At 64.7% G+C, this 24331-nt stretch carries 19 protein-coding genes; 10 read left to right on the plus strand and 9 right to left on the minus strand.

Annotation, left to right across the window (positions count from 1 at the left end):
- Positions 1-77: 77 nt before the first annotated feature.
- Positions 78-881 (minus strand): DUF481 domain-containing protein, encoded by an 804-nt coding sequence (locus ACPPVV_RS18910; protein WP_426701397.1) that lies wholly within the window; start codon positions 879-881, stop codon positions 78-80.
- Between the two features lie 289 nt (positions 882-1170).
- On the opposite strand from ACPPVV_RS18910, the gene ACPPVV_RS18915 reads away from it, so the two are divergent.
- Positions 1171-2142: a helix-turn-helix transcriptional regulator gene (locus ACPPVV_RS18915; protein WP_426701398.1), complete on the plus strand. Its 972-nt coding sequence runs from the start codon at positions 1171-1173 to the stop codon at positions 2140-2142.
- A gap of 85 nt (positions 2143-2227) precedes the next feature.
- Here ACPPVV_RS18915 and ACPPVV_RS18920 read toward each other — a convergent pair whose 3' ends face one another.
- On the minus strand, positions 2228-3994 hold the full coding sequence (locus ACPPVV_RS18920; RefSeq protein ID WP_426701399.1) for an SLC13 family permease: 1767 nt from the start codon (positions 3992-3994) through the stop codon (positions 2228-2230).
- 228 nt (positions 3995-4222) lie between these two features.
- Between ACPPVV_RS18920 and ACPPVV_RS18925 the strand changes: the two genes are divergently transcribed.
- Complete coding sequence (locus ACPPVV_RS18925; protein WP_426701400.1) at positions 4223-5164, plus strand: patatin-like phospholipase family protein; 942 nt, start codon at positions 4223-4225, stop codon at positions 5162-5164.
- A 16-nt stretch (positions 5165-5180) separates the two neighbouring features.
- Here ACPPVV_RS18925 and ACPPVV_RS18930 read toward each other — a convergent pair whose 3' ends face one another.
- The 5 genes from ACPPVV_RS18930 to ACPPVV_RS18950 all read right to left on the minus strand — a co-directional run bounded on the left by ACPPVV_RS18930 (position 5181) and on the right by ACPPVV_RS18950 (position 9467).
- Positions 5181-5549, minus strand: a complete 369-nt coding sequence (locus tag ACPPVV_RS18930) for a DUF488 domain-containing protein (RefSeq protein WP_426701401.1) — start codon at positions 5547-5549, stop codon at positions 5181-5183.
- A gap of 83 nt (positions 5550-5632) precedes the next feature.
- Entirely contained in the window at positions 5633-6349 is a 717-nt protein-coding gene (locus ACPPVV_RS18935; protein WP_426701402.1) for a glycosyltransferase, read from the minus strand.
- Between the two features lie 208 nt (positions 6350-6557).
- Entirely contained in the window at positions 6558-7424 is an 867-nt protein-coding gene (locus ACPPVV_RS18940; RefSeq protein ID WP_426701403.1) for a ParB/RepB/Spo0J family partition protein, read from the minus strand.
- A gap of 3 nt (positions 7425-7427) precedes the next feature.
- Positions 7428-8306: a ParA family protein gene (locus ACPPVV_RS18945; protein ID WP_426701404.1), complete on the minus strand. Its 879-nt coding sequence runs from the start codon at positions 8304-8306 to the stop codon at positions 7428-7430.
- Positions 8307-8375: 69 nt separating this feature from the next.
- Positions 8376-9467 (minus strand): ABC transporter ATP-binding protein, encoded by a 1092-nt coding sequence (locus tag ACPPVV_RS18950; protein ID WP_426701405.1) that lies wholly within the window; start codon positions 9465-9467, stop codon positions 8376-8378.
- Between the two features lie 131 nt (positions 9468-9598).
- On the opposite strand from ACPPVV_RS18950, the gene ACPPVV_RS18955 reads away from it, so the two are divergent.
- On the plus strand, positions 9599-10954 hold the full coding sequence (locus ACPPVV_RS18955) for a GH1 family beta-glucosidase (RefSeq protein ID WP_426701406.1): 1356 nt from the start codon (positions 9599-9601) through the stop codon (positions 10952-10954).
- A gap of 88 nt (positions 10955-11042) precedes the next feature.
- Here the strand turns inward: ACPPVV_RS18955 and rsmG are convergent, their stop codons facing one another.
- The gene (rsmG, locus tag ACPPVV_RS18960; RefSeq protein WP_426701407.1) at positions 11043-11672 is read right to left on the minus strand and encodes a 16S rRNA (guanine(527)-N(7))-methyltransferase RsmG; all 630 of its coding nucleotides are present in this window, start codon (positions 11670-11672) and stop codon (positions 11043-11045) included.
- A gap of 172 nt (positions 11673-11844) precedes the next feature.
- Entirely contained in the window at positions 11845-12303 is a 459-nt protein-coding gene (locus ACPPVV_RS18965; protein WP_426701408.1) for an SPFH domain-containing protein, read from the minus strand.
- Between the two features lie 396 nt (positions 12304-12699).
- Here ACPPVV_RS18965 and ACPPVV_RS18970 point away from each other — a divergent pair, with 396 nt between their 5' ends.
- The 7 genes from ACPPVV_RS18970 (at position 12700) to ACPPVV_RS19000 (ending at position 24326) form a co-directional block, all read left to right on the plus strand.
- The gene (locus tag ACPPVV_RS18970) at positions 12700-13707 is read left to right on the plus strand and encodes a LacI family DNA-binding transcriptional regulator (protein WP_426701409.1); all 1008 of its coding nucleotides are present in this window, start codon (positions 12700-12702) and stop codon (positions 13705-13707) included.
- A 167-nt stretch (positions 13708-13874) separates the two neighbouring features.
- Positions 13875-16730 (plus strand): TonB-dependent receptor, encoded by a 2856-nt coding sequence (locus ACPPVV_RS18975; protein ID WP_426701410.1) that lies wholly within the window; start codon positions 13875-13877, stop codon positions 16728-16730.
- A 135-nt stretch (positions 16731-16865) separates the two neighbouring features.
- Entirely contained in the window at positions 16866-18329 is a 1464-nt protein-coding gene (locus ACPPVV_RS18980) for a glucoamylase family protein (RefSeq protein WP_426701411.1), read from the plus strand.
- A gap of 44 nt (positions 18330-18373) precedes the next feature.
- On the plus strand, positions 18374-19654 hold the full coding sequence (locus ACPPVV_RS18985) for a sugar ABC transporter substrate-binding protein (protein ID WP_426703283.1): 1281 nt from the start codon (positions 18374-18376) through the stop codon (positions 19652-19654).
- Positions 19651-20547, plus strand: a complete 897-nt coding sequence (locus ACPPVV_RS18990; RefSeq protein WP_426701412.1) for a carbohydrate ABC transporter permease — start codon at positions 19651-19653, stop codon at positions 20545-20547. The genes ACPPVV_RS18985 and ACPPVV_RS18990 overlap by 4 nt, the downstream gene beginning before the upstream one ends.
- Positions 20544-21365, plus strand: a complete 822-nt coding sequence (locus tag ACPPVV_RS18995) for a carbohydrate ABC transporter permease (protein WP_426701413.1) — start codon at positions 20544-20546, stop codon at positions 21363-21365. Before ACPPVV_RS18990 ends, ACPPVV_RS18995 begins: the two co-directional genes overlap by 4 nt.
- Before the next feature lie 198 nt (positions 21366-21563).
- Complete coding sequence (locus ACPPVV_RS19000; RefSeq protein ID WP_426701414.1) at positions 21564-24326, plus strand: discoidin domain-containing protein; 2763 nt, start codon at positions 21564-21566, stop codon at positions 24324-24326.
- Positions 24327-24331: the final 5 nt, after the last annotated feature.

Genomic DNA, 24331 nt, shown 5'->3' on the forward strand with positions numbered 1-24331 from the left:
CGGCATTTCTCCTGTTCCAAACAAAACGGCCCCGTCGCAGAGCGACGAGGCCGTTTCGATCAACCGGGGCGATCAGCTCAGAAGCTGTAGACCAGGTTGGTCGTGGTCAGCGTGTCCATCTTCTTGATGCCCGGCAGCACGTCGCTGTTGTGGCGCACCTGGAAACCGACCTTCAGCGCCAGCTTCTTGGTCATGCTGACCGCCAGCCCGGCATCGTTCTGCAGGTAGGTGTTCTTGGAGCCCGCTTCCATCAGGAACGTGTCCTCGAACGAGGTGTTGGCGGTGAGCTTGAACTTGTAGTTGATCAGGCCACGGGCAACCATCTCGCTTTCGGTCGGCTGCCGCACCCGAACCTGTTCGTCACCCACCAGAACGGTGGTGTCGGCGGGACGGTAGCGCTTGTAACCAGGACCGATTTCGAACGACAGCTCGTTGCGGTCGTCCTTCAGCGCGATGTAGCCGTAGCCCAGCGAGACGACGCCCTGCCACAGGTTGGCACCGAAGTCGTCGTGCTCGTAACGGGCGGCACCGACGATGTAGCTGCGCGGGTCCAGCTTGTAGCCGACCGACGCGCCGCCGTCATAGCGGTTGGCGGTGGTGTTGAACTGCTCGACGGTGGCGCCGCTCTCGTCGACCACGGACTGCTGGCTCTTCGAGCGCAGGCCGTCGAGGAAGAAGCTGTTCTTCCACTGCTCATTTTCCTGGTTCAGGCCGAGCTTGCCATTGATGTTCTGCGAGCGCGAGTTGCCGGTGGCCGAGGCAAAACCGAACTCGCCCGAGCCGCTCCAGCCACCGTTGTTGGTGCTGGTGGCATCCTGAGCCTGCGCAGCGAAGCTCGCGAAAGCGGCCAGCAACAGGCCAGCGATCAAGGTCTTTTTCATCGGAAGCAGTCCATTTGTTAAATAACGGTAAGCGCGTACCTTAACGGGATGGCTTGAACTTGCAATGAACGCCGCCGCGCCGAAGCGCCTGGCGTTCACCATGCCGCCGTGGTTTCGGCTTCATCAGGTATGCCACCGCCATAGCCGGCAGGCCGCATCGAAGCGCACGGCAGCACATAAACGAAAGTCGCCCTGGTGGGAGCCGACGACGTGGCCCGCGGCGACCTTGCAGCCACCTCAGGCCGCCTCCATGCTACACGGCGACTTCTTCGACGATATGCCGACGCCCATGGATCGCTACGAACGCATACTTACCCTGCACCGTCTGCTGAAGTCGGCGCACTACCCGATCCCGCTGCCGCGTTTGATGGGTGAACTCGAATGCTCACGCGCCACGCTGTACCGCGACGTGGCGTTCCTGCGCGATGCGCTGGGCGCACCGATCGAGAGCGCCGGGGCCGACCAGGCCGCATTTCGCTACGAAGTGGGCGAGGGCGAGAAATTCGAACTGCCCGGACTGTGGCTGACCTCCGACGAACTGGCCGCGTTGCTGGCGCTGAACGAGCTGATCGGACGCTCCGGTCCCGGCGTGCTGGCCGGTGCGCTGGCGCCGTTCAAGTCGCGCATCGAAGGCCTGCTGTCGCACCAGGACAACGGCAAGGCGTTGCCGATCGAACGTATCCGGGTGATCCCGTGGGGTGAGCGCAAGCTCGACCAGCAGGCGTTCCGCATCGTCGCCGGCGCGGTGCTGGAGCGCAAACAACTGCGCTTCCGTTATCGCGCACGCACCACCAACGCGGACAGCCGCCGCACCGTATCGCCACAGCGGCTGACCCACTATCGCGACAACTGGTATCTGGATGTGTGGGATCACGACCGCGAGGCGCTGCGCAGTTTTGCCGTCGACCGCATCGCCGACGCCCAGACGCTGGACACGCCGGTCACCGACGTGGCCGACAGCGACCTCAACGAGCTACTCGCCTCCAGCTACGGCATCTTCGCCGGCAAGCCGAAAGCCTGGGCGACGATCCGTTTCTCGTCGCACGCCGCACGCTGGGTCGCCGACGAACACTGGCATTCGCAGCAGAAGGGCGAGTGGCTGCCCGATGGCCGTTACGAGCTGAAAGTGCCCTACTCCAATTCCAAGGAACTGCTGATGGACGTGCTCAAGTACGGTCCGGATGCGGAAGTGGTGGCACCGCTGTCGCTGCGCGAGGAAATGAAAATCCTGCTGCAGCTGGCCCTGGGCGGCTACCAATAAGCCAAGTTGGGATTCGGCGGAGCGTCGGCATGCCGGCTCTTGGGCTTTTACGAATCGCGAATCCCCAATTCCGAATCCCCGCCTCTCAGGGATGAAACGGCCAGAACAGCGGAATCAGCCACATCGACAACGTGCAGAAAATCAGGATCAGCGGTATGCCCACCTTCATGAAATCGGTGAAGCGGTAGCCGCCGGCGTAATAGACCATGGTGTTGGTGGGATAGCCCACCGGCGTGGCGAACGACGTGGCGGCAGCGAAGGCCACGGCCACCACGAACGGACGCGGGTCGACGTTCATTGCGTGGGCAACCGACGCGGCAATGCCCACCATCAACACCACCGACGGATTGTGCCCCATCAGTTCGGTGAGCAGCGCGGTCAACAGGTACACCATCAGCAACGCGGCCAGCGGGCCGTGGTTGCCGACCACGCCCAGACCCATGTGAACCAGGGTCTGCGACAGGCCGGATTTCTCGATCGCTATGCCCAACGGAAGAATCGCGCCGAGCAGGATGATGATCTTCCAGTCGATGCCTTCATAGACGTCTTTACGGCCGAAGCAACCGGTCAGGGCCATCGCGATGGCGCCGGAGATCGCCGCAATCGGAATCGCCAGCCAGTGCATGCCGGAGGTGATCACCACGCCCGCCATGATCGCAGCGGCATAAAGCGCCTTGCGCGGCGTACGATGGGATTCCTCGCGCTCGCTCAGCACGATGAACGCCTCGTCGTTGCGCAGGTTGGACATCGCCTTCTCGTCCACCAGCACCAGCAGCACATCGCCTACCGCAAGATTGACGTCGCTGAGCTTGTCGCGCAGCAGCTGGCCACGCCGATGGATCGCCAGCGCCACCGCGTCGTAGCGCCAGTGCAATCCGGTCTCCTCCAGCCGGTGGCCTTCTATCGGACTGGCCGGCGCCACCATCAGCTCGACCATCACGCGCGGGTGATCGGTGTCCTGCACGTAGCGGCTGTCCGGTGCGTTGCGCAGGCCGGCGCGACGCTGGAAATCCTCGATCTTCTCCCAGTCGCCGCGCACCAGCAGCACGTCGCCTACGGCAATTTCCTGGCTGCGTGGCGACCACATGCGCTTTTCTCCGCGCAGCAGTTCCAGGGGATAGATGCCGAAGCGCTCGCCGAGCTTGGCATCGGCGATGCTGTCGCCGAGCAGGGAGGATTGCTCGGTCACCTCGAGTTCGGTGACGTATTTGCCGATCTCTTCCTGTTCGGGTGCCTCGGCATCGACGTGACGCGGCAGCAGCCAGCGGCCGATCAACATCAGGTAGACGATGCCGACCACCGCCAGCACCACGCCCATGCGGGTAAATTCGAACACGCCGAAAGCCGGCATGCCGTGTTTTTGCGCCAGGCTGTCGGCCAGCAGGTTCGAGGACGTGCCGATCAGCGTGCATACGCCGCCCATCTGCGCCGCGTACGCCATCGGCATCAGCACCCGCGCCGGCGAGGTATGCGTGCGCTGGCATACGCGCAGCGCCAGCGGCAGGAAGGTGGCGACCAGCGCGATATTCTTGACGAAGGCGCCCAGCGGCGCGATCGCCAGCATCAGCGCCAGGGTCAGCAGCCACGGCCGCTTGATCCGCATCAGCTGCCGGGTCAGCGGGTCCAGCGCACCGGATCGTTCGATGCCCAGGCTCAGCGCGAACATCGCCGCCACCGTCACCGTGGCCTCGTTGCTGAATCCGCTCAAGGCTTCGACCGGACTGACGATGCCCAGGGTCACCAGCGCGGCCAGCACCAGCAGGGCCACCAGGTCGATGCGCAGCTTTTCGCTGGCAAACAGGCCCATCGCCGCGATGATCACCACCACCGTCGCCCATGCCTGCCAACTCACGCGGCTACTCCGGTCGGGGCCATGGGAAGCGATCGGGACAGGGTTGGGTAAACGAGGGACATGCGTGATTCCGGGACTTGTTGCCGCTGCGGCTTGGCTTCATCCTAACCAGCTGGCGCCGCCTTGGCTCGATGTTCGTCACGAAGCAGGGTACTGCGCCGCGACACGATGCGGACAGCAGACACAGTGGCTACGCCAGCGCATGCAATCCGTGATTGAAGGCCAGCCATGAAAACACACGACACGCCTGCCCTGTCGCAGGCCTCCACCGAAGCACGCAAACCGACCGTGGCGCTGGCGCTTGGCGCCGGCGGCGCAAAGGGGCTGGCGCATATCGGTGCGATCGAGGAGATCGAAGCCCAGGGCTTCGAGATCACGGCCATCGCCGGCACTTCGATGGGCGCGCTGATTGGTGGCGTGTACGCGATGGGCAAGCTCGACGTCTATCGCGACTGGGTCTGCACGCTGGCCCGGCTGGACGTGTTCAAGCTGCTCGACTGGACGTTTTCCGGCGGCGGCCTGATCAAGGGCGAGCGGATCATCGGCACGCTGCGCGAACTGATCGGCGACGTCTGCATCGAGGAGCTGCCGCTTGCGTTCACCGCGGTGGCCACCGACCTGGATCGCGAACGCGAGGTATGGCTGACGCGCGGCTCGTTGTTCGACGCGATCCGCGCGTCGATCTCGATCCCGACGGTGTTTCGTCCCTATTCGGTCGGTGGGCGCCGGCTGCTCGATGGCGCCTTGCTCAATCCGGTGCCGGTCACGCCGTTGATCCGCGATCCGGCCGACTACCTGTTCGCCGTCAGCATGGATGGGCCGGCACACGTCGCGCCGCCGGCTCATATCGACGAGGATGGCGAAACGGACAGCAGCTACCGCCGCCGTCTGGGCGAATTCTTCGGTCGTCTGCTGCCGCACAGCGAGGGCAAGCCGCGCGAACCGGGTGCCTGGGATCTGCTCAACCAGTCGATGGATCTGATGCAGGCCAACCTGTCGCGCCTGCGGCTGGCCGCGTACGAGCCGGATCTGCTGATCCAGCTGCCGCGCAATGTATCGACCGCCTATGAGTTCTACCGTGCGCGTGAGCTGATCGAGCGGGGTCGCGAACAGACCCGCGAGGCGCTGGCGAGCTGGCCGAGAGTCGGCACGCCGGTGCGCCAGTCCTGAGCTGGCGCCTGCCGCTTCAGCGCGGACCGTGCGTGTGCAGCCAGTTCTCCAGATAGGCCTTCAATACCACCGCGTTGTTGTGCTCCTCGTCGCGCGCGCCGTAAAGCAGGGTGACGGCGTGACGAGCCGCACGCTCGGCCAACGGCTGCCAGTGTTCGGCCTGCGCATCGAGCTCGCCGGCATAACGATGGCGAAAGCCGTCCCACAACGCGGGATCGTGGTTGAACCATCGGCGCAGGGTGGTGGATGGGGCAAGCTCCTTCGCCCACATGTCCAGCGGTACCGCTTCCTTCTTCAGGCCGCGTGGCCACAACCGATCGATCAGCACGCGATAGCCATCGGCTTTCGCCGCCGGTTCATAGACACGTTTGATGGCAATGCTCATAGGCGGTCTCCCCAGGAGTATGGAGGGCACTCCTTGGGAAGACCCCAGCATACGACGGTCGGATCAGCGCGACATGACGTGGATCAAAGTTCCTCGACCCGGGTCACCTTGCCGCGCCGCATCAGCCAGGACACGCCACGCAAGTCGGCCAGACCGACCCACAGCCGGTCCAGCATGCCGTACTTGGACACGCCGGCCGTGCGCGGTCGATGGCCGACCGGCACGCTCTGGTTCTGGAAGCCGGCGCGCTTGACCAGCGCCGGCAGGTAGCGGTGCATGTGATCGAAGTAGGGCAGGCGCAGGAACACCTCGCGCTCGAACAATTTGAGGCCGCAGCCGGTATCGGGCGTGGCGTCCTTCAGCATGCGCGAGCGCACCGCGTTGGCGATCTTCGAGGAGATCCGCTTGTTGAAACTGTCGCGGCGCGTGGTACGCCAGCCGGCGAACAACTTCACTTCAGCCGGCGCGGCATCGCGCGCGGCGAGCAACTTGGGGATATCGGCCGGATCGTTCTGGCCGTCACCGTCGAGCGTGGCGATCCATGGCGATTGCGCGGCCCGCACGCCGTTCCACACCGCGGTGCTCTGGCCGCTGCGGATGAGGTGGTGCAGCACGCGCAACTCCGGATGCCTGGCTTTTTCCGCAGACAGCACGTTGCGGCTGTCATCGCTGGAATCGTCATCGATATAGATGACTTCGTAATCGATCCTGCCGCGCAGGGCAGCGGCGATTTCGGCGAGCAGCGGCGGGATGTTGTCGCGCTCGTTGAAGACGGGGACGACGACGGAGAGTTGCGGCATGGGGGAGGCCTTTCAGCGAAAGCAGATGCTGCGCCTGGCGCAGTAACCAGGACAGTTTAATGCCAAGTGGCAGAGTGCGTCGGTTGACGGCGTTGACTGCTCCTCCCCTGCAGGCAGGGGGAGGTTGGGAGGGGGTTGCTCCGGCTGGCCGGAAGATCGGGAGCCCCCCCAACCCTCCCCTGCGTTGCAGGTGAGGGAGCAGGCCGGCTTAGCGGATCTTGCCGAGGATGCCTTCCAGTTCGTCGTTGCTGTGATAGTGGATCACCAGCTTGCCGCGACCGCCGCGGCCCTGGGCCAGCTCGACCCGGGTGGCGAAGCGTTCGGCCAGTTCGCTTTCCAGCGCGCTGATGTTGGCGTCGCGCGGCGCGCTTTTCGCCTTGCCCTTCGGTACGGTCTGCGCGCGGCGCGCCGCTTCTTCCAGTTCGCGCACCGACCAGCCGAGAGTCGACGCCTGACGCGCCAGGGGCACGGCGATGGATTCTTCCAGGGTCAGCAGGCAGCGCGCGTGGCCCATTTCCAGCTTGCCGTCATCGAGCAGCCGCTTGATCGACTCCGGCATCTCGGTGAGCCGCAGCATGTTCGACACTGACGCGCGCGAACGGCCGACCGCGTCGGCAGCCTGCTGGTGGGTGAGGTCGAAATCGTCGATCAGGCGCTTCAGCGCATCGGCTTCTTCCAGCGGGGTGAGGTCCTGGCGCTGGATGTTCTCGATCAGCGCCATCGCCGGCACGGCTTCTTCGGACACCTTCTTGATCAGCGCGGGAATTTCGCCGAGCTGGGCGCGTTGCGCCGCGCGCCAGCGGCGTTCGCCGGCGATCAGCTCGTAGCTGTTCGGGCCGAGCTCGCGCACCACCACCGGCTGGATCAGGCCTTGTGCCTTGATCGAGGCCGCCAGTTCGTCCAGCGCCTCGTCGTTCCAGTGTCGGCGCGGCTGGTATTTGCCGGGCTGGATCTGCTGGATCGGCAACATGCGCAGCTCGCCCTCTTGCGCCAGCACCGACGGTGCGGCATCGCCGTCGCCACCGAGCAGGGCGTCGAGCCCGCGTCCCAATCCACGTTTTTTCGCAGCAGCCATGTCTCATTCCTGATGGTTGGCGGCCGGCGCCTTGAGCGTCGGACCGCCGTCGCCGTGCGCGGGTGTTGCCGCTGGCGGTTCAATGTCTTCGACCGGATCGACGCGGTCGCCGCGGGTCAGCGCGCGTTCGCGACGGATGATCTCGCCGGCCAGGCCGATGTAGGCGATCGCGCCGCGCGAGCTGCGGTCGTACAGATGGATCGGCTGGCCGTGGCTGGGCGCTTCGGCCAGGCGCACGTTGCGCGGGATGATCGAGCGCAGCACCTTGTCGCCGAAATGCTGGGTGAGCTGGGCGGAAACCTCGTTGCCGAGGTTGTTGCGCACGTCGTACATGGTGCGCAGCAGGCCCTCGATCTCCAGCGTGGGATTCAGTCGATGGCGCACCGCCTTGACCGTGTCGAGCAGGCTGGACAGCCCTTCCAGCGCGAAATATTCGCATTGCACCGGAATCAGCACGCCATCGGCGGCGGTCAGCGCATTCAGGGTGAGCAGGTTCAGCGACGGCGGGCAGTCGATCAGGATGGTGTGGTAGTTCGGCGCGATCTTGGCCAGCAATTCCTTCAGCCGGTGCTCGCGCGCCAGCGCGTCCATCAGCTTCAGCTCGGCGGCGGTGAGATCGCCGTTGCCGGGCAACAGGTCGTAGTGGGCGTCGGTGGGCACGATCGCCGCGGCGATCTCCACTTCTTCCAGCAGTACCTCGCAGCCACTCGCCTTGATCTCGCGCTTGTTGATGCCCGAGGCCATCGTGGCGTTGCCTTGCGGGTCGAAATCGACCAGCAATACCTTGCGCTTTGCGGCGGCCAGCGCAGCGGCGAGATTGACGGCAGTGGTGGTCTTGCCGACGCCGCCTTTCTGGTTGGCGACAGCGATGATGCGGGCCATGGATGGAGGGCTACCGTACGCGTGGAGAGGGTTAGTGTAATGCCTCACTCCGTCGAGCGCTGCCCGCGCTCAGGCGCCGATCCGGCCGCCACTGGCGGGATCGAACAGGTGCAGCCGGGCAGCCACCAGCCCCAGCGGGACGCTGCTGCCGGGCTCGGGCAAAGCCCGCGGCGATACCCGCGAGACCAGCGCCTGCGCGCCGTAGCGTAGGTTGAGGAAGATCTCGTTGCCGACCGGTTCGAGCACTTCGAGCCGGGCTTCGAATGCGCCGGCGCCGGCATCCTGCGGCTGCAGATCTTCCGGACGGATGCCCAGCACCACCTCGCGATCGCGCCACGGCTGCCACGAAGACGCCTGCGGCGGTTCACCCAGCGCGATCTCGCCATGCGCGGTGACCAGCGTCCAGCCGTTGGCGTGTTTGAGCGTGCCGCGCAGCTGGTTCATCGCCGGGCTGCCGACGAAGCCGGCCACGAACAGGTTGGCGGGTTTCTCGTACAGGTTCATCGGCGTGTCGATCTGCTGGATCACCCCGCCATCCAGCACCACGATGCGCTGGCCCAGCGTCATCGCCTCGATCTGGTCGTGGGTGACGTAGATCATGGTGGCCTTCAACTGGCGATGCAGACGCGCGATCTCCACCCGCATCGACAGGCGCAGCTTGGCATCGAGGTTGGACAGCGGCTCGTCCAGCAGGAACACCTTCGGGTCGCGCACCAGCGCCCGGCCCAATGCCACGCGCTGGCGCTGGCCGCCGGACAGCGCGGCCGGACGCGAGGCAAGCCGTGCCTCCAGCTCCAGCGTCTTCGCCGCCGCCGCCACGCGCTGGTCGATGTCGGCCTGTCGGTGACCGCGCAGCTTCAGGCCGAAACCGAGGTTCTCGGCCACCGTCATGTGCGGATACAGCGCGTAGTTCTGGAACACCATCGCGATGTCGCGGTCCTTCGGCGCCACCTCGTTGACCACCCGGCCGTCGATGCTCAGCGTTCCGCCACTGATCGACTCCAGTCCCGCAATCATCCTGAGCAGGGTCGTCTTGCCGCAGCCGGACGGCCCCACCAGCACCAGCAGTTCGCCGTCGGCGATCTCGAAGCTCGCATCGGCCACGCCGACGTTGCCGTTGGGGTAGACCTTGCGCAGCTGATCCAGTTGTACGGCAGCCATCGGCTTCTCCGGTGCGGTTGGCCACGACGGCCGTCCCGTCGCAGCATGCGCTGGTGTGCACATCGACGGGGCATTCGGCTATTCTGCCGATGTAACCGTTTACATCAAGCACTTTGGTTGCAGGAACCCCAATGACACGCCCCCGTTTCCGCTTTCCCGACGGCTTCCACTGGGGCGCCGCCACCTCGGCCTACCAGATCGAAGGCTCGCCGTTGGCCGACGGCGCTGGTCCCAGTATCTGGCAGCGCTTCGCGCATACGCCGGGAATGATGGCGAACGGCGATACCGGCGATGTTGCCTGCGACCACTACCGCCGCTACAAGGACGACGTGCAGCTGATGAAGGCGCTGGGCCTGCACGGTTACCGCTTCAGCATCAACTGGGCACGGGTGTTGCCCGAGGGTACCGGCCGGGTCAACGCGAAGGGGCTGGATTTCTACTCGCGGCTGGTCGACGAACTGCTGGAGAACGGCATCGCGCCGAACGCCACGCTGTTCCACTGGGACCTGCCCGCTGCGCTGGACGACCGCGGCGGCTGGCTCAATCGCGACAGCGCGCACTGGTTCGCCGAATACGCCGAGGTGATGTTCAAGGCGCTGGACGACCGCGTGCCGCGCTGGGCCACGCTGAACGAACCGTGGGTGGTCACCGACGGCGGCTATCTGCACGGCGCGCTCGCACCGGGGCATCGCAGCAAGTACGAAGCGCCGATCGCCGCGCACAACCTGATGCGCGCCAGCGGCGCCGGCATCCAGGCGTATCGCGCGCACGGCAAACACGAGATCGGCGTGGTGTTCAACATCGAGCCGAAGTACCCGCACTCGGACAGCGCCGAGGATCTGGCCGCCACCCGTCGCGCGCATGCCTACATGAACCAGCAGTTCGCCGATCCGGCGTTGCTGGGCAGCTATCCGCCGGAATTGAAGGAGATCTTCGGCGAGGCCTGGCCGGATTTCCCGGAAGACGATTTCAAGCTGACGAATCAGCCGGTGGATTTCGTCGGCATCAACTACTACACCCGCGCGGTGGTGAAGCACGATCCGAACCAGTACCCGCTCATGGCCTCACCCGTGCGCCAGCCGAACAAGACCTACACCGAAACCGGCTGGGAAGTGTTCGAGCAGGGCCTGACCGACACGCTGACCTGGTTCAAGGACCGCTACGGCAACATCCCGTTGTACGTCACCGAAAATGGCTCGGCGTTCTACGACCCGCCGGTGGCCGAAAACGGCGAACTGCACGACCCGCTGCGCACGAATTACCTGCGCAGGCACCTCAAGGCACTGCACGGCGCGATCGAGGCCGGGGTGAACCTGAAGGGCTATTACGCGTGGTCGCTGATGGACAACCTGGAGTGGTCGCTGGGTTTTTCCAAGCGTTTCGGGCTATACCACGTCGACTTCGCGACCCAACAGCGCACGCCGAAGGCCACCGCGAAGCTGTACGCGCAGGTGATCGAGAGCAATGGCGGCATCCTGGCCGAGTAGGAGCCCGCTCGCGGGCGATGCTCTTTTTCCGGGTATTCAGAGCAGGAGCATCGCCCGCGAGCGGGCTCCTACGTGCGAACGCCATGAATCACGCGCGGCCGAGCACCAGCAGATGACGTTCGGCCGGTAGTCCCGGCACCGTCAGCTCATGCGTCTCGCGCAGCACGAAGCCCGATGGAATACCCGCCAGTTCGTCATCCGGCCGCTTGCCCTTCATCGCCAGCCAGATCCCATCCGGCGCCAGCAGATGACCGCCCCAGCCGAGCATGTCGGCGAGGCTGGCGAACGCGCGGGCGGTGATGCATTCGTACCGGCCTTCGACGTCTTCCACCCGCGATTGCACCGCTCGCACGCCGTCGAGCTTCAGCGCGCGGATCGCCTCACGCAGGAAGCGCACCTTCTTGCCATTGGAGTCGACCAGCAGGATCTCGCGCCCCGGCGCGGCGATCGCCAGCACGATGCCGGGCAGGCCGGGGCCGGTGCCCAGGTCGGCCAGCGTCGAGCCCTGCACATACGGCAGGATCGCCAGCGAATCGAGCAAGTGGCGGGTGACCATCTCCGCCGGGTCGCGCACGGCGGTGAGGTTGTAGGCCGCGTTCCAGCGTTCCAGCAGCGCCTGGTAGTCGAGCAGCCGTGTAACTGCCCCGACCGGCAGGTTCAAACCCAGCGCGGCCACGCCTTGTTCGAGTCGTGCCTGCAAGGCGTCGCGCGCAGCCATGGTGTTTCCTGTGGGTGATCCGGGCCGGCAGTATCCGGGCCGAGCGGCCGCGATGCCAGTGGGTCATGCGCGAATCCGGCAAAAGAAAACCCGCCGAAGCGGGTCGCAATACCTTCAAATCCCCTGCGGCGCGGGCGCTCTCGGGCGCCTCGACGCAATCCCCGGGTACTGCTCAAGCGGCGTCGAGTTCGACCCGCGTCACCATCATGCCGCGCTCGCGCAATGCATTGTTCAACGACTGTTTCACGCGTGCGCCCAGATCACGGCGATCGGCGTGATCGACTTCCGGCTGACCACGCAGGGCCTCCTGCGCACCGTGGCGGATCAGTTGATCCACCTGCTCGAACACCGGGTCGGCGCGTTCCGGTTCCAGCACCTGCCAGTAAACCGTGCCGCGCACGTCGTGCGCGTCAGCCGCCGGACCTTCGAAACGCAACATCTGACCTGCCAGGTTGATCTTGTGTGCCACCCGATCGAGCAGCGGCAGCACCAGATGGGTGCCTGCCTGCAGCAGGCGCACCGGCTTGCCGTGGCGATACAAGCTATAGACCTGACCGGTCGGCACGACCTTGATCGCCGCGGCGATCAGCGCGGCGGGAACCAGGAGCAACAGGGTCAATAGAATTGTCATGATATGAAAAACAGTGGCTTGCGGTGATTTGTTCAATGTCGCGATAACTTGAGGATACAGTCGACTGAGTCCACGAAGATTAACCTTGATTTAACGACGAAACGGAATTTTTAACAATAGCTGAAAGCGGTGAATTAGCGCTGCTGATCGCAGATTCCCGACACAGCCGTAAACCTGTCACACCGCCCCACCAGATGTTGCGTTGCCACAAAGAAATTTCCCCCAGGCCAGGCCCGTTATCCACGCCGGTAAGCGGTTTGCCTGCAGACGCTCGGCAATCGTTAAGGTAACGTTCTGCAGGGCAGCAAAATTCATTCTTTACGGGCGCTTTACAAGCTCCCATGAAAACGTTTACGTTGCGGCCACCCAAGGGTTTCGGAACAGCGGGCTATCCCTGTGTCGGCAGCAACCATCAAAGATGTAGCGCGACTGGCCGAAGTCTCCGTGGCGTCGGTGTCGCGTGCGATGAACGGCGGCCACGGGGTGACCGCCGAAACCAGCCAGCGCATCCATGCCGCCGCTGCCCGGCTGCACTACATTCCGCACGCGGCCGCACGCATGCTGATCACCCGGCGCACCCACACTGTGGGCGCCTTGCTGCCGGACTTGTATGGCGAGTTTTTTTCCGAGTTGATTCGCGGCATCGATCTGGCCGCGCGAGCGCGCGGCCTGCATTTGCTGGTATCCAGCTCGCACGATGACGCCGATGCCGCGGCGGTCGCCCTGCGCGCCATGCAGGGACGAGTCGACGGGCTGCTGCTGATGTCCCCGCACGCCGACGAGGCTTTCCTGCGGCAGAACCTGCCGAACAACCTGCCGACGGTGCTGGTCAATACCCGGCTCGCCGGCGATGACTATTGCGCGCTGTCGGTGGACAACGACGGCGGCGCCCGACTGATGGTCGCGCACCTGCTGGCGCTCGGTCATCAGCGGATCGTGTTCATCCAGGGCCCGCCCGGCAATCGCGACGCCGCCGAGCGCGAGCTGGGTTACCGCGAGGCGCTCGCCAGCCACTCGCCGGACAGCCCGGTGAGCATGCTGCGCGGAGATTTCACCGAGGAATCCGGCTATCGCGCGGGCCAGCAGGTGCTGGCGATGCGACCGCGGCCCGACGCGGTGTTTGCCGCCAACGACATGATGGCGATCGGTTGCATGGCGGCGTTGCGCGAAGCCGGCATCGAGGTGCCCGGGGAGATCGCCATCGGCGGTTTCGACGACGTTCCCATGGCGCGCTATGTGACGCCGGCGCTGACCACCATCCAGGTGCACATCGCCGAGCTCGGTGGACAGGCCATGGAATTGCTGGGAGAACAAATCGACAACCCCGATCGCGCCATGGCCGGCACCCATCGTCGCGTCACCGCCAAACTGGTGGCGCGCGCATCCAGCGCAACGCCCGGCTAGCGGAGCATTCAGGGATCGGCACAGGAGAGGCCGACAGGGATCGCGCTCGAAGGCGATTCCAACGTAAGCGGATCGCCGGGGGGCGAGCAGCTCACGGGCAACACCACAGCAACATGACAGCGGACAGTCCGAACTTCTTGCAACGATTTACGGGAGAGGGTCAGCTCATGGTCAATCAACGCACGCTATCCAGACAGATCTCACTGGCATTCGCCGGCCTGCTTGCCACCACCGTGTTTTTGCCGGGCCCGGCCGGCGCCCAGAGCAGCAGTTCGGCGATCATCCGTGGCCACATCACCGCACCACCGAATGCGGCGCCGACCCAGGTGGTGGCCACCAATCCCGCCACCGGTTTCACCAACCGCTCGGTCGTGAACGCCAATGGAAACTACACGCTGGTGGGTCTCACGCCTGGTACCTGGCGGATTCAGGCAAGTGGCAACGGCAGCAGCGTCAGCCAGACCGTCAGCGTGCAGGTCGGACAGGCGCTGACCCTGAACCTGAACGCGGCCGCTGCTGCCGCCAGCGCACCGAACTCCGCCAATGCCACCAACCTGCAGAGCGTCACGGTCAGCGCCACTCCATTGGTCGAAACACGAACCTCCGAAGTGGCAAGCAACGTCAGCCAGGCGCAGATCGCGTCGTTGCCGCAAAACGAACGCAACTTTCTCGATTTCGCCAAATTGGTGCCGGGCGTCACCGTGTCGCACGACCCCAACAACAAATCGTTCTCGTCCGGCGGACAATCGGCCGAGAATGTAAACGTTTACATCGACGGCGCCAGCCAGCGCAACGACATCCTCAAGGGCGGTCTTTCGGGTCAGGACTCCAGCCGCGGCAATCCGTTCTCGCAGGAGGCCGTGCAGGAATATCGCGTGCTGACGCAGAACTACAAGGCCGAGTACGCGCAGGCCGGCGCCGCCATCATCACGGCGGTGACCAAGTCCGGCACCAACGAGTTCCACGGCTCGGCGTATGACTACTACCAGAACCAGTCGATGATCACGCAGGACTCGTTCGACAAGAGGGACAAGATCAAGAAGCCCGACTACAAGCGCGAGCAGCGCGGTGCTTCGCTGGGTGGTCCGATCATCAAGGACGTGGCGCAGTTCTACATCAACTACGACGAACGCAAGGACATCGCCAACAAAACCGTACATATCAACGATCCACGGTTCACGCAGTACAACGGCACCTTCTCCGCGCCGTTCCACGAAAAGACTCTGTTCGCCAAGCTGAGCTTTCAGCCGAACCAGGACAACAACGTCGACTTCAGCCTGACCACCCGGCGCGACAACGAAGTCCTTGGTTTCGGCGACAGCATCGCCTACAGCACGCGCACCAACCGCAAGAACAACGTCGACGACATGCTGGTGAAATGGGAGTCGCGCGGCGATATCTGGACCAACGACCTGCTGCTGGATGCCGGCCGCTATCGCTGGAAGCCTGGCGCCGCCGAACCGGATACGGTCCAGCAGGTCTACGAAAACGGCATCGCCACCATCGGCGGTTCCAGCAACCTGCAGGACAAGTCGCAGGACCAGGTCACCATCAGCGACTCGCTGACCTTCAGCGGCCTGTCCTGGCATGGCGACCATACGGTGAAAATGGGCTTCAGCTATGCCAAGTACGCCATCGACCTGCAGCAGTTCAGCAACGCCGTGCCGGTGTACACGTACCAGGAAGGGGCGAATTATCCCGGTGGGTTCGATATCCCGTACCGAGCGGTTTACACCCCGAACGGCAGCGGCGTCGGCATCCACGACAACCAGCTGGGCGTGTACGCGCAGGACGACTGGGATGTCACCGCGCGACTGCAACTGAACCTTGGCCTGCGCTGGGATTACGAGACCAACGCCTTCGACAAGGACTATGTGACGCCGCAAGACCAGATTCCGACCCTGGAATACCTGGGCCTGGAGAACAACATCAGTACCGGAAACAGTCGCAAGGCGGACAAGGGCCAGATCCAGCCACGCGTCGGTTTCTCGCTGGACGTGAGCCCGCAGGCCGACCAGAGCACCACCGTCTTCGGCGGCGCCGGACGCTACTACTCGCGCGTTCCGTACGACTGGATCAGTCAGGAACCGATCCATTCGGCAGTACCCAACTACACCTTCCTGTTCAGCCCGAACGGCGTCACGCCGGGCACGATCGCGTGGAATCCGGCCTACCTCACCGCCGCCGGCCTGAATCAACTGCTGGCCAGCGGCCAGCCCGGTTTCAGCAGCGAGCTCGACACCATCAACAACAACACCCGCGTGCCGTACACGGACCAGTTCAGCCTCGGCGTGCGCCAGGTGTTCGGCGACTGGACCGGCTCGCTGACCCTGAGCCGGGTGCTCGGCTATCGGCAATTCACCTGGATCTCCGCCAGCCGTCTTGTCGTTCCGGGTTTTCAACTGAATACGCTACCGGGCAGCCCCTACGGTCAGGTGTTGACCAACGCTTACAAGAAAACCCAATCCAGCAGCGTGCTGATCGCGCTGGACAAGCCTTACACCAGGGAGTCCGGCTGGGGCGTGGGACTGGCCTACACCTATCAGAAGGCGCGCCAGCAGGGTAACGACAATTATTCGCTGGATTACGTCGATCCCTCCGGTTACCCGTACGACTATGTCGGCGAAAAGCATCACCTGGTGCTGCACGGGATCGTTCGTGGGCCGTGGGACACGCGCTTCAGCGGCATCTTCACCTATGGCTCGGGCACACCATACGACGTGTACGCCGCCACCCCGACTTGCGACTACAACTGCAGCTACTGGCACAACGCGCGATACGGACAGAAGTACGTGAACCTCGATCTTTCCATCGCCAAGGACTTCCGCTGGGGCGAGAGCCAGGCGCTGGAATTGCGCTTCGACGTGATGAACGTCTTCAATCGCGACGTGATCACCGGCTACGACGGCGGTCTTTACAGCAACAACAACCCGGCCACGCCGAATCCGAAATTCGGCACGGGCACCACGGCCGATCCGAACCAGACCCGCCGATTCCAGATCGGCGCACGCTACTCGTTCTGATCCACCTGGCAGCCGGAAACGGCTGCCTCACCTGTCCGCCCGCATGATGCGGGCGGACGTCTGGATGGCCATAGGGAATTCGCGCGAAAGTGCATCGAGTCGCCATCGCCATACCCGAACAACGGCAGATTATCGATGATGGTTTTCAACAGGTGCACGTGGCTTTCCGCTTTGCTGGGACTGGCGCTGGTCACCGCCGCACCGTCGACCCCGGCCCGACAGGCACGCGCCGCCACCACGCACACGCAAGCCCGGGCGCCGGCTGTCCCGGCGCTGGTCAACGATCTCGAGCAGCGCACCTTCCGCTTCTTCTGGGACAGTGCCAATCCCGTCAACGGCCTGATCCCCGACCATTATCCCAGCGAATCCTTCTCCAGCATCGCGGCGGTCGGCTTTGGTCTGACGGCCTATGGCGTGGGCGTGGAGCGCGGTTACATCAGCCGCGACCAGGCGATCGATCGCACGCTGGCCACGCTGCGTTTCTTCGACACCGCGCCGCAGGGTGACAGCGAAGACGGCGACACCGGCTACCACGGGTTCTTTTATCATTTCCTCGACATGAGCAGCGGCAAGCGTTTCGCGCGCTGGACCGAGGTCTCCACGGTGGATACCACCCTGTTGCTGGGTGGCGTGCTGTTCGCACAGTCGTACTACGACCGCGATACGCCACGGGAAAAAGAGATCCGCACGCTGGCCGACCGCATCTACCGCCGTGTCGACTGGCGCTGGGCGCAGGTACGCGCGCCGCTGATCAGCATGGGCTGGACGCCCGGCGGCAAGTTCATCCCGCACGACTGGGAGGGTTACAACGAGGCCATGCTGGTGTACGTGCTGGCACTGGGTTCGCCCACCCATCCCGTCGGCGCCGATGCGTGGAGCGCGTGGACCAGCACCTACTCGCGCAGTTGGGGCCGGTTCGAAAAACAGCAGCTGCTGAACTTCGGCCCACTTTTCGGCCACCAGTACAGCCATGTGTGGATCGACTTCCGCGGCATCCGCGATGCGTGGAATCGCGAACACGGCCTGGATTATTTCGAGAACAGCCGCCGCGCCGTGATCGTCCAGCGCAACTACGCGATCGCCAATCCTGGCGACTGGACCGGCTACGGGCCGAACGTGTGGGGGCTTACCGCCAGCAACGGTCCGGGCGGCCTCATCGTGCAGGGTCCAGACCGGCGTAAGCAATTCCAGGGCTACAGCGCACGCGGGGCCGGGCTGGGTTATATCGTCGACGACGGCACCATCGCGCCGACCGCGGCGGCGGGTTCGATCGCGTTCGCGCCGGAACTGGTGATTCCCGCGCTGGAGGAAATGCAACGTCGTTACGGCAAGGATATCTACAACGAACATGGTTTCGTCGATGCATTCAACCTCAGCTTTCACGCGCATACGCTGCTGCGTACCGGCAAACTGACGCCGATCGGCTGGGTCGACACCGAGCAGCTTGGCATCGATCAGGGACCCATCGTGCTGATGATCGAGAACTGGCGCAGCGCTTTCGTGTGGAAGGTAATGAAGAAGAATCCGTACATTCGCAAGGGACTCGAGCGCGCCGGCTTCACCGGCGGCTGGCTTGAGCAAGCTGCCGCGAAACCATGAATCCGGACGCTGCCATCCGCGTGCATCGGCGCTCACGGCGCGGCATGCTGATGGTCTGCCTGCTGGCCGGCGTAAGCTTGCTTGGCGGCTGTACTTCATCGACCAACGACGACAACCAGCTCACCTTCTGGACCATCGGTCGCGAAGGCGAGGCCATCCAGAAACTGTTGCCGGACTTCGAACGCGCCCATCCGGACATCCATGTGAAAGTGCAGCAGCTGCCGCTGACCGCTGCGCACCAGAAGCTGCTCACCGCGTTCGCCGGCCATTCCACGCCCGACCTAAGTCAGCTCGGCAATACCTGGCTGCCGGAAATGGTCGCGCTGGATGCGCTGGAACCGTTGCAGGCGCGCGTCGGCCACTCGGCCGTGATCGAACGGGCCGATTACTTCGCCAGCATCTGGGCTACCAACGTGATCGACGGCACGCTGTATGGCGTGCCGTGGTATGTCGACACGCGACTGCTGTTCTATCGCACGGATCTGCTGAAGCAGGCCGGCTTCGATGCACCGCCGCGCGACTGGGACCAGTGGCGGCGCATGCTCGCCGCACTCAGCAACCCGCAGCGCCACCGTTGGGGCATCCTGCTACCCACCAATGAATACGAGCAGCTGATGTCGCTGGCGCTGCAACAGCCCGACCCGCTGCTGCGCGACGGCGGTCGCTACGGCAACTTCGAGAGTGCCGGATTCAAGCGTGCGCTGGCGTTCTATGTGGATACCTTCCGGCTGCACCAGGCGCCGGCGATCACCAATGTCGAAGCGGGCAATCCGTGGTCGGAGTTCGGTCGCGGCGTCTACGCGTTCTACCTGTCAGGTCCGTGGAACATCGGCGAATTCCGCTCGCGACTGCCGGCCGCGCAGCAGGACGCCTGGTCGACAGCCCCCCTGCCCGGTCCGACCGACGCCGACACCGGCATCGGTTCGGCCGGTGGGTCCAGTCTGGTGATCTTCCGCAGCTCACGGCATAAAGATGCCGCCTGGACCCTGATCGAATACCTGTCGCAACCACAGGTGCAGCAGCGCTTCTACGATCTGCTTGGCGACATGCCGCCGCGACGCAGCTCCTGGGAAGGCGGCGCATTGCGCGACGATCCAAAGGCACGCGCATTTCGCGAACAGCTGGAGAAGGCCAGGCCGACGCCGGCCGTACCGGAGTGGGAGCGCATCGCCACCGAGATGCAACTGGTCGCCGCCCAGGCGATCGCCGGCCAACTGACGATCGACCAGGCCGCCGCGGAAATCGATCATCGGGTCGACCGTATCCTGGAGAAGCGGCGCTGGGTGCTCGACCATCCGCAGGCTGCAACGGCGGAAACGCCATGAATCCGCCGCGCACTGCCTGGCTGTTCCTGGCGCCGGCATTGCTGGTGCTGGGCGTGTTTTTCCTGTTGCCGGTCGCCGCGGCGCTGGTGCTCAGCCTCACCGACTACGATCTCTACGCACTGGCGAACATCCACAACCTGCGTTTCGTGGCGCTGCAGAATTATTGGGTGCTGCTGCAACGTCCGCTGTTCTGGTCGGCGCTGGGCCACACGGTCTATTTCGTCGGCGTCGGCGTGCCGCTGTCGATGGGCGCCTCGCTGGGTGCGGCGCTGTTGCTCAACTCGCCACTGGCAAAGCTCAAGCCGTTCTTCCGCACCGCGCTGTTCGCGCCCGTGGTGACCACGGTGGTGGCCACCGCGGTGATCTGGCGCTACCTGTTCAACACCAGGTACGGCTGGATGAACTATGCACTCCATGCGCTCGGCATCCAGCCAGTGGACTGGCTCGGCGATCCGCACTGGGCGATGCCCACGATCATCGCGTTCGCGGTGTGGAAGAACTTCGGCTACAACATGATCATTTTCCTGGCCGGCCTGCAGGCGATCCCGCTCGACCTGTACGAGGCCGCGCGCATCGACGGCGCCTCGGCCTGGCGCCAGTTCCGCCATATCACCTGGCCGATGCTCGGACCGACCTTGCTGATGGTCGGCATCCTCACCGTATCGGGCTATTTCCAGTTGTTCGCCGAACCCTACGTGATGACCGAGGGCGGCCCGCTGCAAAGCACCACCAGCGTGCTGTACCTGATGTACGACGAGGGCTTCAAGTGGTGGAACCTCGGCTCCGCTTCGGCGGTGGCGTTCCTGTTGTTCATCATCATGTTCGCGGTGACGGCGCTGATGCTGAGGCTGTCGCGACGTGGCGCAGGGCATTCCGATGGAGGGCCGCCATGAACCCGCGACTGGCGAGGATCCTGGTCAACGGCTTGCTGATCGGCGCGGCGATGATCGCGCTGTTTCCGCTGCTGTGGATGCTGTCGGTATCGTTCATGGCGCCGGGCGAAGCCAGCGCACTGCCGCCGCCGTTGTTGCCGCGACATGCCAGCTGGGCGAATTACCGCGAGTTGTTCGTCCACGCCGGCATGGGCCGCTACCTGCTCAACAGCCTGCTGGTATCGAGCGCCATCACGATATTGTCGCTGGCGTTCAACCTGATGGCCGGCTACGCCTTCGCCAAGCTGCGTTTCGCCGGCCGCGAGCGGTTGTTCCAGGCACTGATCGGCGCGCTGGTGATCCCCGCCCAGGTGGCGATGCTGCCGCTGTTCCTGCTGTTGAAATACATCGGCCTGGTCAACAGCTACGCCGGCGTGATCGTGCCGGGCATGGCCACCGTGTTCGGCATTTTTCTGGTGCGCCAGTACGCGCGCGGCATGCCCGACGAACTGCTGGAGGCTGCACGCATCGACGGCGCCGGCGAGTGGCGGATCTTCGCGCAGATCGTGCTGCCGCTGCTGAAGCCGATCATCGTGACCCTGGCGATCTTCACCTTCCTCGCCGCCTGGAACGATTTCATGTGGCCGCTGATCGTGCTGACCGGGCAGGAGCATTACACCTTGCCGATCGGGCTGGCTTCGCTGGCACGCGAGCACTCGCAGGACAGCGAACTGATGATGGCCGGTTCGGTGGTCACGATACTGCCGGTCTTGCTGTTGTTCCTGTCGATGCAACGCTATTACCTGGAAGGGTTGCTGCTGGGCAGCGTGAAAGGCTGAGGACATGACACTGTGATTCTCCGCTGGTACCGCGAAGTGCTCCTCCCCCTGCAAGCAGGGGACAAATCGGCAGGACCGCCGATTTGCACGGCAGCAGCCGCCCGACGGGCGAGGGCCATGGATGGCCCGAGTGCAGGTTGGGACGGGGTCCACGGTCGCCGGACACTTTTCCTGTTGCCACTGTTTTCGCTTTTGCTTTTGCCAAGCACTTCAGCGCTCGCCAGCACTCTGCAGACCTTCGACAACTTCAGCCAGCCGAACGCCTGGAAGGCCATGGCCACCGACGACATCAGCGCCACGCTGCGTCCCACCAACGGCCCTCACGGCAAGGCACTCTGCCTCGACTTCAACTTCAACGGCGTCTCCGGCGGCGCCACGCTGCGCCGCAGCCTGCCCATCACGTTTCCCGAAAACTATGCGCTGTCGTTCGACGTGCGTGGCAAGACGCCACCGAACGATCTGCAACTGAAACTGATCGATGCCAGCGGCGACAACGTGTGGTGGTACCGGCACGAGCATTTCCAGCCCGCGGATGACTGGCAGACGATCACCGCCAGCAAGCGCGACATCGAATCTGCCTGGGGACCGGCGAAGGACCGCACGCTGCGCCAATCGCAGACCCTGGAATTCACCCTTTATGCCGGACAGGGCGGACGCGGCGAGTTCTGTGTCAGCAACCTCCGGCTGACGCGATTGCCGCCCGTACCTGCCGACGCACCCGCGCCGGCCAGCGTCACCCCGAACGCCTTGCTGATGCAGCAGGCGAAACGCGCGCCACGCGGCGTCTATCCGCGTGGCTTTTCCGGCGAGCAGAGCTACTGGACCCTGGTCGGCGTGGACGGTGGCGCGAAGCAGTCTGCGCTGCTTTCCGAGGACGGCGCGGTGGAAGTGCGCAAGAGCGGCTGGTCGATCGAACCGATGCTGCTGGACAGACATGCGTTGATCGACTGGGCCACGGTGCACAGCACGCATAGCCTTCTGGACGGCTATCTTCCGATCCCCACGGTGCACTGGCGCGCCGGCGAACTCCGGCTCGACACCACGGCATTCGCCCGTGGCACGCCGCCACATGCCGACCTGCTGTTGCAATACCGCCTGCATAACGACGGCGACCGGCCGCGCACGCTCACCCTGGCCCTGTTGCTGCGTCCGTTCCAGGTCAATCCGCCGACCCAGTTCCTCAACACCCCCGGCGGCATCAGTCCCATCCACGACCTCGACTGGGACGGCCACGCGGTGCGGGTCAATCGCGCCCTGCACGTGGCGCCGCTGCAGACATCCGTGACTTTCGTTGCCAGCCGCCACGGCACCATCACGTTGCCGCAGCAATTGGCCGCGGGCGAACGTCCACAGGTGCGCACGCTGCATGACGACAGCGGACATGCGCAAGGCGCTTTGCTGTACTCGCTGAGCGTGCCGCCGCATGCCGATATCGCCGTAGGCGTGGTGGTCCCCGCGGACGGGCAGCCGTTCACGCGGCCCGTCGACGCGCCGGATTGGCTGCAACGGCAACACGACGACGTGGCGGCGGCATGGCGCGCGAAGCTCAATCGGGTGAGCCTGCAGCTACCGCCCGCGCAGCAATCGCTTGCCGACACCGCGCGCAGCGCACAGGCGCAGATGTTGATGTCGCGCGACGGTCCGGCGCTGCAACCAGGCACCCGTTCGTATGCGCGCACGTGGATTCGCGACGGCGTGATGATGAGCGAGGCCCTGCTGCGCAGCGGCCACGCCGATGTCGTCGGCACCTTCGTGCAGTGGTATGCGCCGCATCAGTTTCGCACCGGCAAGGTACCGTGCTGCGTCGACGCGCGCGGTGCCGATCCGGTACCGGAGAACGACAGCCCCGGCGAGTTGCTGTTCGCCATCGATGAATGGTGGCGCTACCGCCACGACCGCGCAGCGGTGTTGAATCTGTGGCCGCACGTCGAACGCACGGTGGCTTACTTGGATCGGCTGCGCAGCAGCGAACGCACACCGGCGAACCGTGGCACCGCCCTGTACGGCCTGATGCCGGCTTCGATCAGTCATGAAGGCTATTCGGCCAAGCCGATGCATTCGTACTGGGATGATTTCTGGACACTGCGCGGATACGACGACGCGGTGGAACTGGCCAATGCGCTGGGCAAGCGGGAAGAGGCGACCCGCTACGCCGCTTCGCGCGACGAATTCCGCGCCGACCTGCAGGCATCGATCCTCGCATCGACGCACGAACACGGTATCGACTTCATCCCCGGCGCGGCCGAGCTGGGCGACTTCGATCCCACCTCGACCACCATCGCGCTATCGCCCGGCAACGCGCGGGCGTGGCTGCCACCGGTGCTTCTGCGCCAGACCTTCGAGCGTTACTGGCAGGATTTCGTGGCGCGCCGCGAGGGGGCCAGGGCATGGTATGCCTACACTCCATACGAATGGCGCAACGTGGCCGCCTTCGTACGGCTGGGCTGGCGCGAGCGGATTCCACCGCTGCTCGCGTTCTTCATGGCGGATCGCCGGCCGACCGCGTGGAACCAGTGGGCCGAAGTGGTCGGCCGCGACCCACGCCAGCCACGCTTCGTCGGCGACATGCCACACGCGTGGATCGCCTCGGACTTCCTGCGTTCGCTGTACGACTTGTTCGTCTACGAGCGCGCCAGCGACCATGCACTGGTGCTGGCAGCCGGAATTCCTGCAGCGTGGCTGCGCGGGGACGGCATTGGCATCGAACGCTTGCGCACTCCGTATGGCGAGCTTGGCTATGCCTTGCATGAGCGGGGCGGCGAACTGATATTGCGAGTTCATGGCGACCTGACCCCGCCGCCGGGTGGGTTGGTGCTGCCGTGGCCGTACGCCGGCCATCCCACCGGCCTGGCGTGGCTGGATGGCCAACCGGTCAGCTGGCACGGCGACGAGATCGTGATACGCAAACTCCCGGCGACGCTGCGCATCGAACGGCCCGCAACCTCACGTCCCGAACCGTAGGAGCC

The organism is Rhodanobacter sp. Col0626, from assembly GCF_049994385.1.
GTDB lineage: Bacteria > Pseudomonadota > Gammaproteobacteria > Xanthomonadales > Rhodanobacteraceae > Rhodanobacter.

Excerpts from the sequence above, each read along its gene's own strand:
- ACPPVV_RS18910 (WP_426701397.1), bottom strand. The coding sequence starts at position 881 with ATGAAAAAGACCTTGATCGCTGGCCTGTTGCTGGCCGCTTTCGCGAGC.
- ACPPVV_RS18915 (WP_426701398.1), top strand. The coding sequence starts at position 1,171 with ATGGATCGCTACGAACGCATACTTACCCTGCACCGTCTGCTGAAGTCG.
- ACPPVV_RS18925 (WP_426701400.1), top strand. The coding sequence starts at position 4,223 with ATGAAAACACACGACACGCCTGCCCTGTCGCAGGCCTCCACCGAAGCA.
- ACPPVV_RS18930 (WP_426701401.1), bottom strand. The coding sequence starts at position 5,549 with ATGAGCATTGCCATCAAACGTGTCTATGAACCGGCGGCGAAAGCCGAT.
- ACPPVV_RS18935 (WP_426701402.1), bottom strand. The coding sequence starts at position 6,349 with ATGCCGCAACTCTCCGTCGTCGTCCCCGTCTTCAACGAGCGCGACAAC.
- ACPPVV_RS18940 (WP_426701403.1), bottom strand. The coding sequence starts at position 7,424 with ATGGCTGCTGCGAAAAAACGTGGATTGGGACGCGGGCTCGACGCCCTG.
- ACPPVV_RS18945 (WP_426701404.1), bottom strand. The coding sequence starts at position 8,306 with ATGGCCCGCATCATCGCTGTCGCCAACCAGAAAGGCGGCGTCGGCAAG.
- ACPPVV_RS18950 (WP_426701405.1), bottom strand. The coding sequence starts at position 9,467 with ATGGCTGCCGTACAACTGGATCAGCTGCGCAAGGTCTACCCCAACGGC.
- ACPPVV_RS18955 (WP_426701406.1), top strand. The coding sequence starts at position 9,599 with ATGACACGCCCCCGTTTCCGCTTTCCCGACGGCTTCCACTGGGGCGCC.
- rsmG (WP_426701407.1), bottom strand. The coding sequence starts at position 11,672 with ATGGCTGCGCGCGACGCCTTGCAGGCACGACTCGAACAAGGCGTGGCC.
- ACPPVV_RS18965 (WP_426701408.1), bottom strand. The coding sequence starts at position 12,303 with ATGACAATTCTATTGACCCTGTTGCTCCTGGTTCCCGCCGCGCTGATC.
- ACPPVV_RS18975 (WP_426701410.1), top strand. The coding sequence starts at position 13,875 with ATGGTCAATCAACGCACGCTATCCAGACAGATCTCACTGGCATTCGCC.
- ACPPVV_RS18980 (WP_426701411.1), top strand. The coding sequence starts at position 16,866 with ATGATGGTTTTCAACAGGTGCACGTGGCTTTCCGCTTTGCTGGGACTG.
- ACPPVV_RS18985 (WP_426703283.1), top strand. The coding sequence starts at position 18,374 with ATGCTGATGGTCTGCCTGCTGGCCGGCGTAAGCTTGCTTGGCGGCTGT.
- ACPPVV_RS18990 (WP_426701412.1), top strand. The coding sequence starts at position 19,651 with ATGAATCCGCCGCGCACTGCCTGGCTGTTCCTGGCGCCGGCATTGCTG.
- ACPPVV_RS18995 (WP_426701413.1), top strand. The coding sequence starts at position 20,544 with ATGAACCCGCGACTGGCGAGGATCCTGGTCAACGGCTTGCTGATCGGC.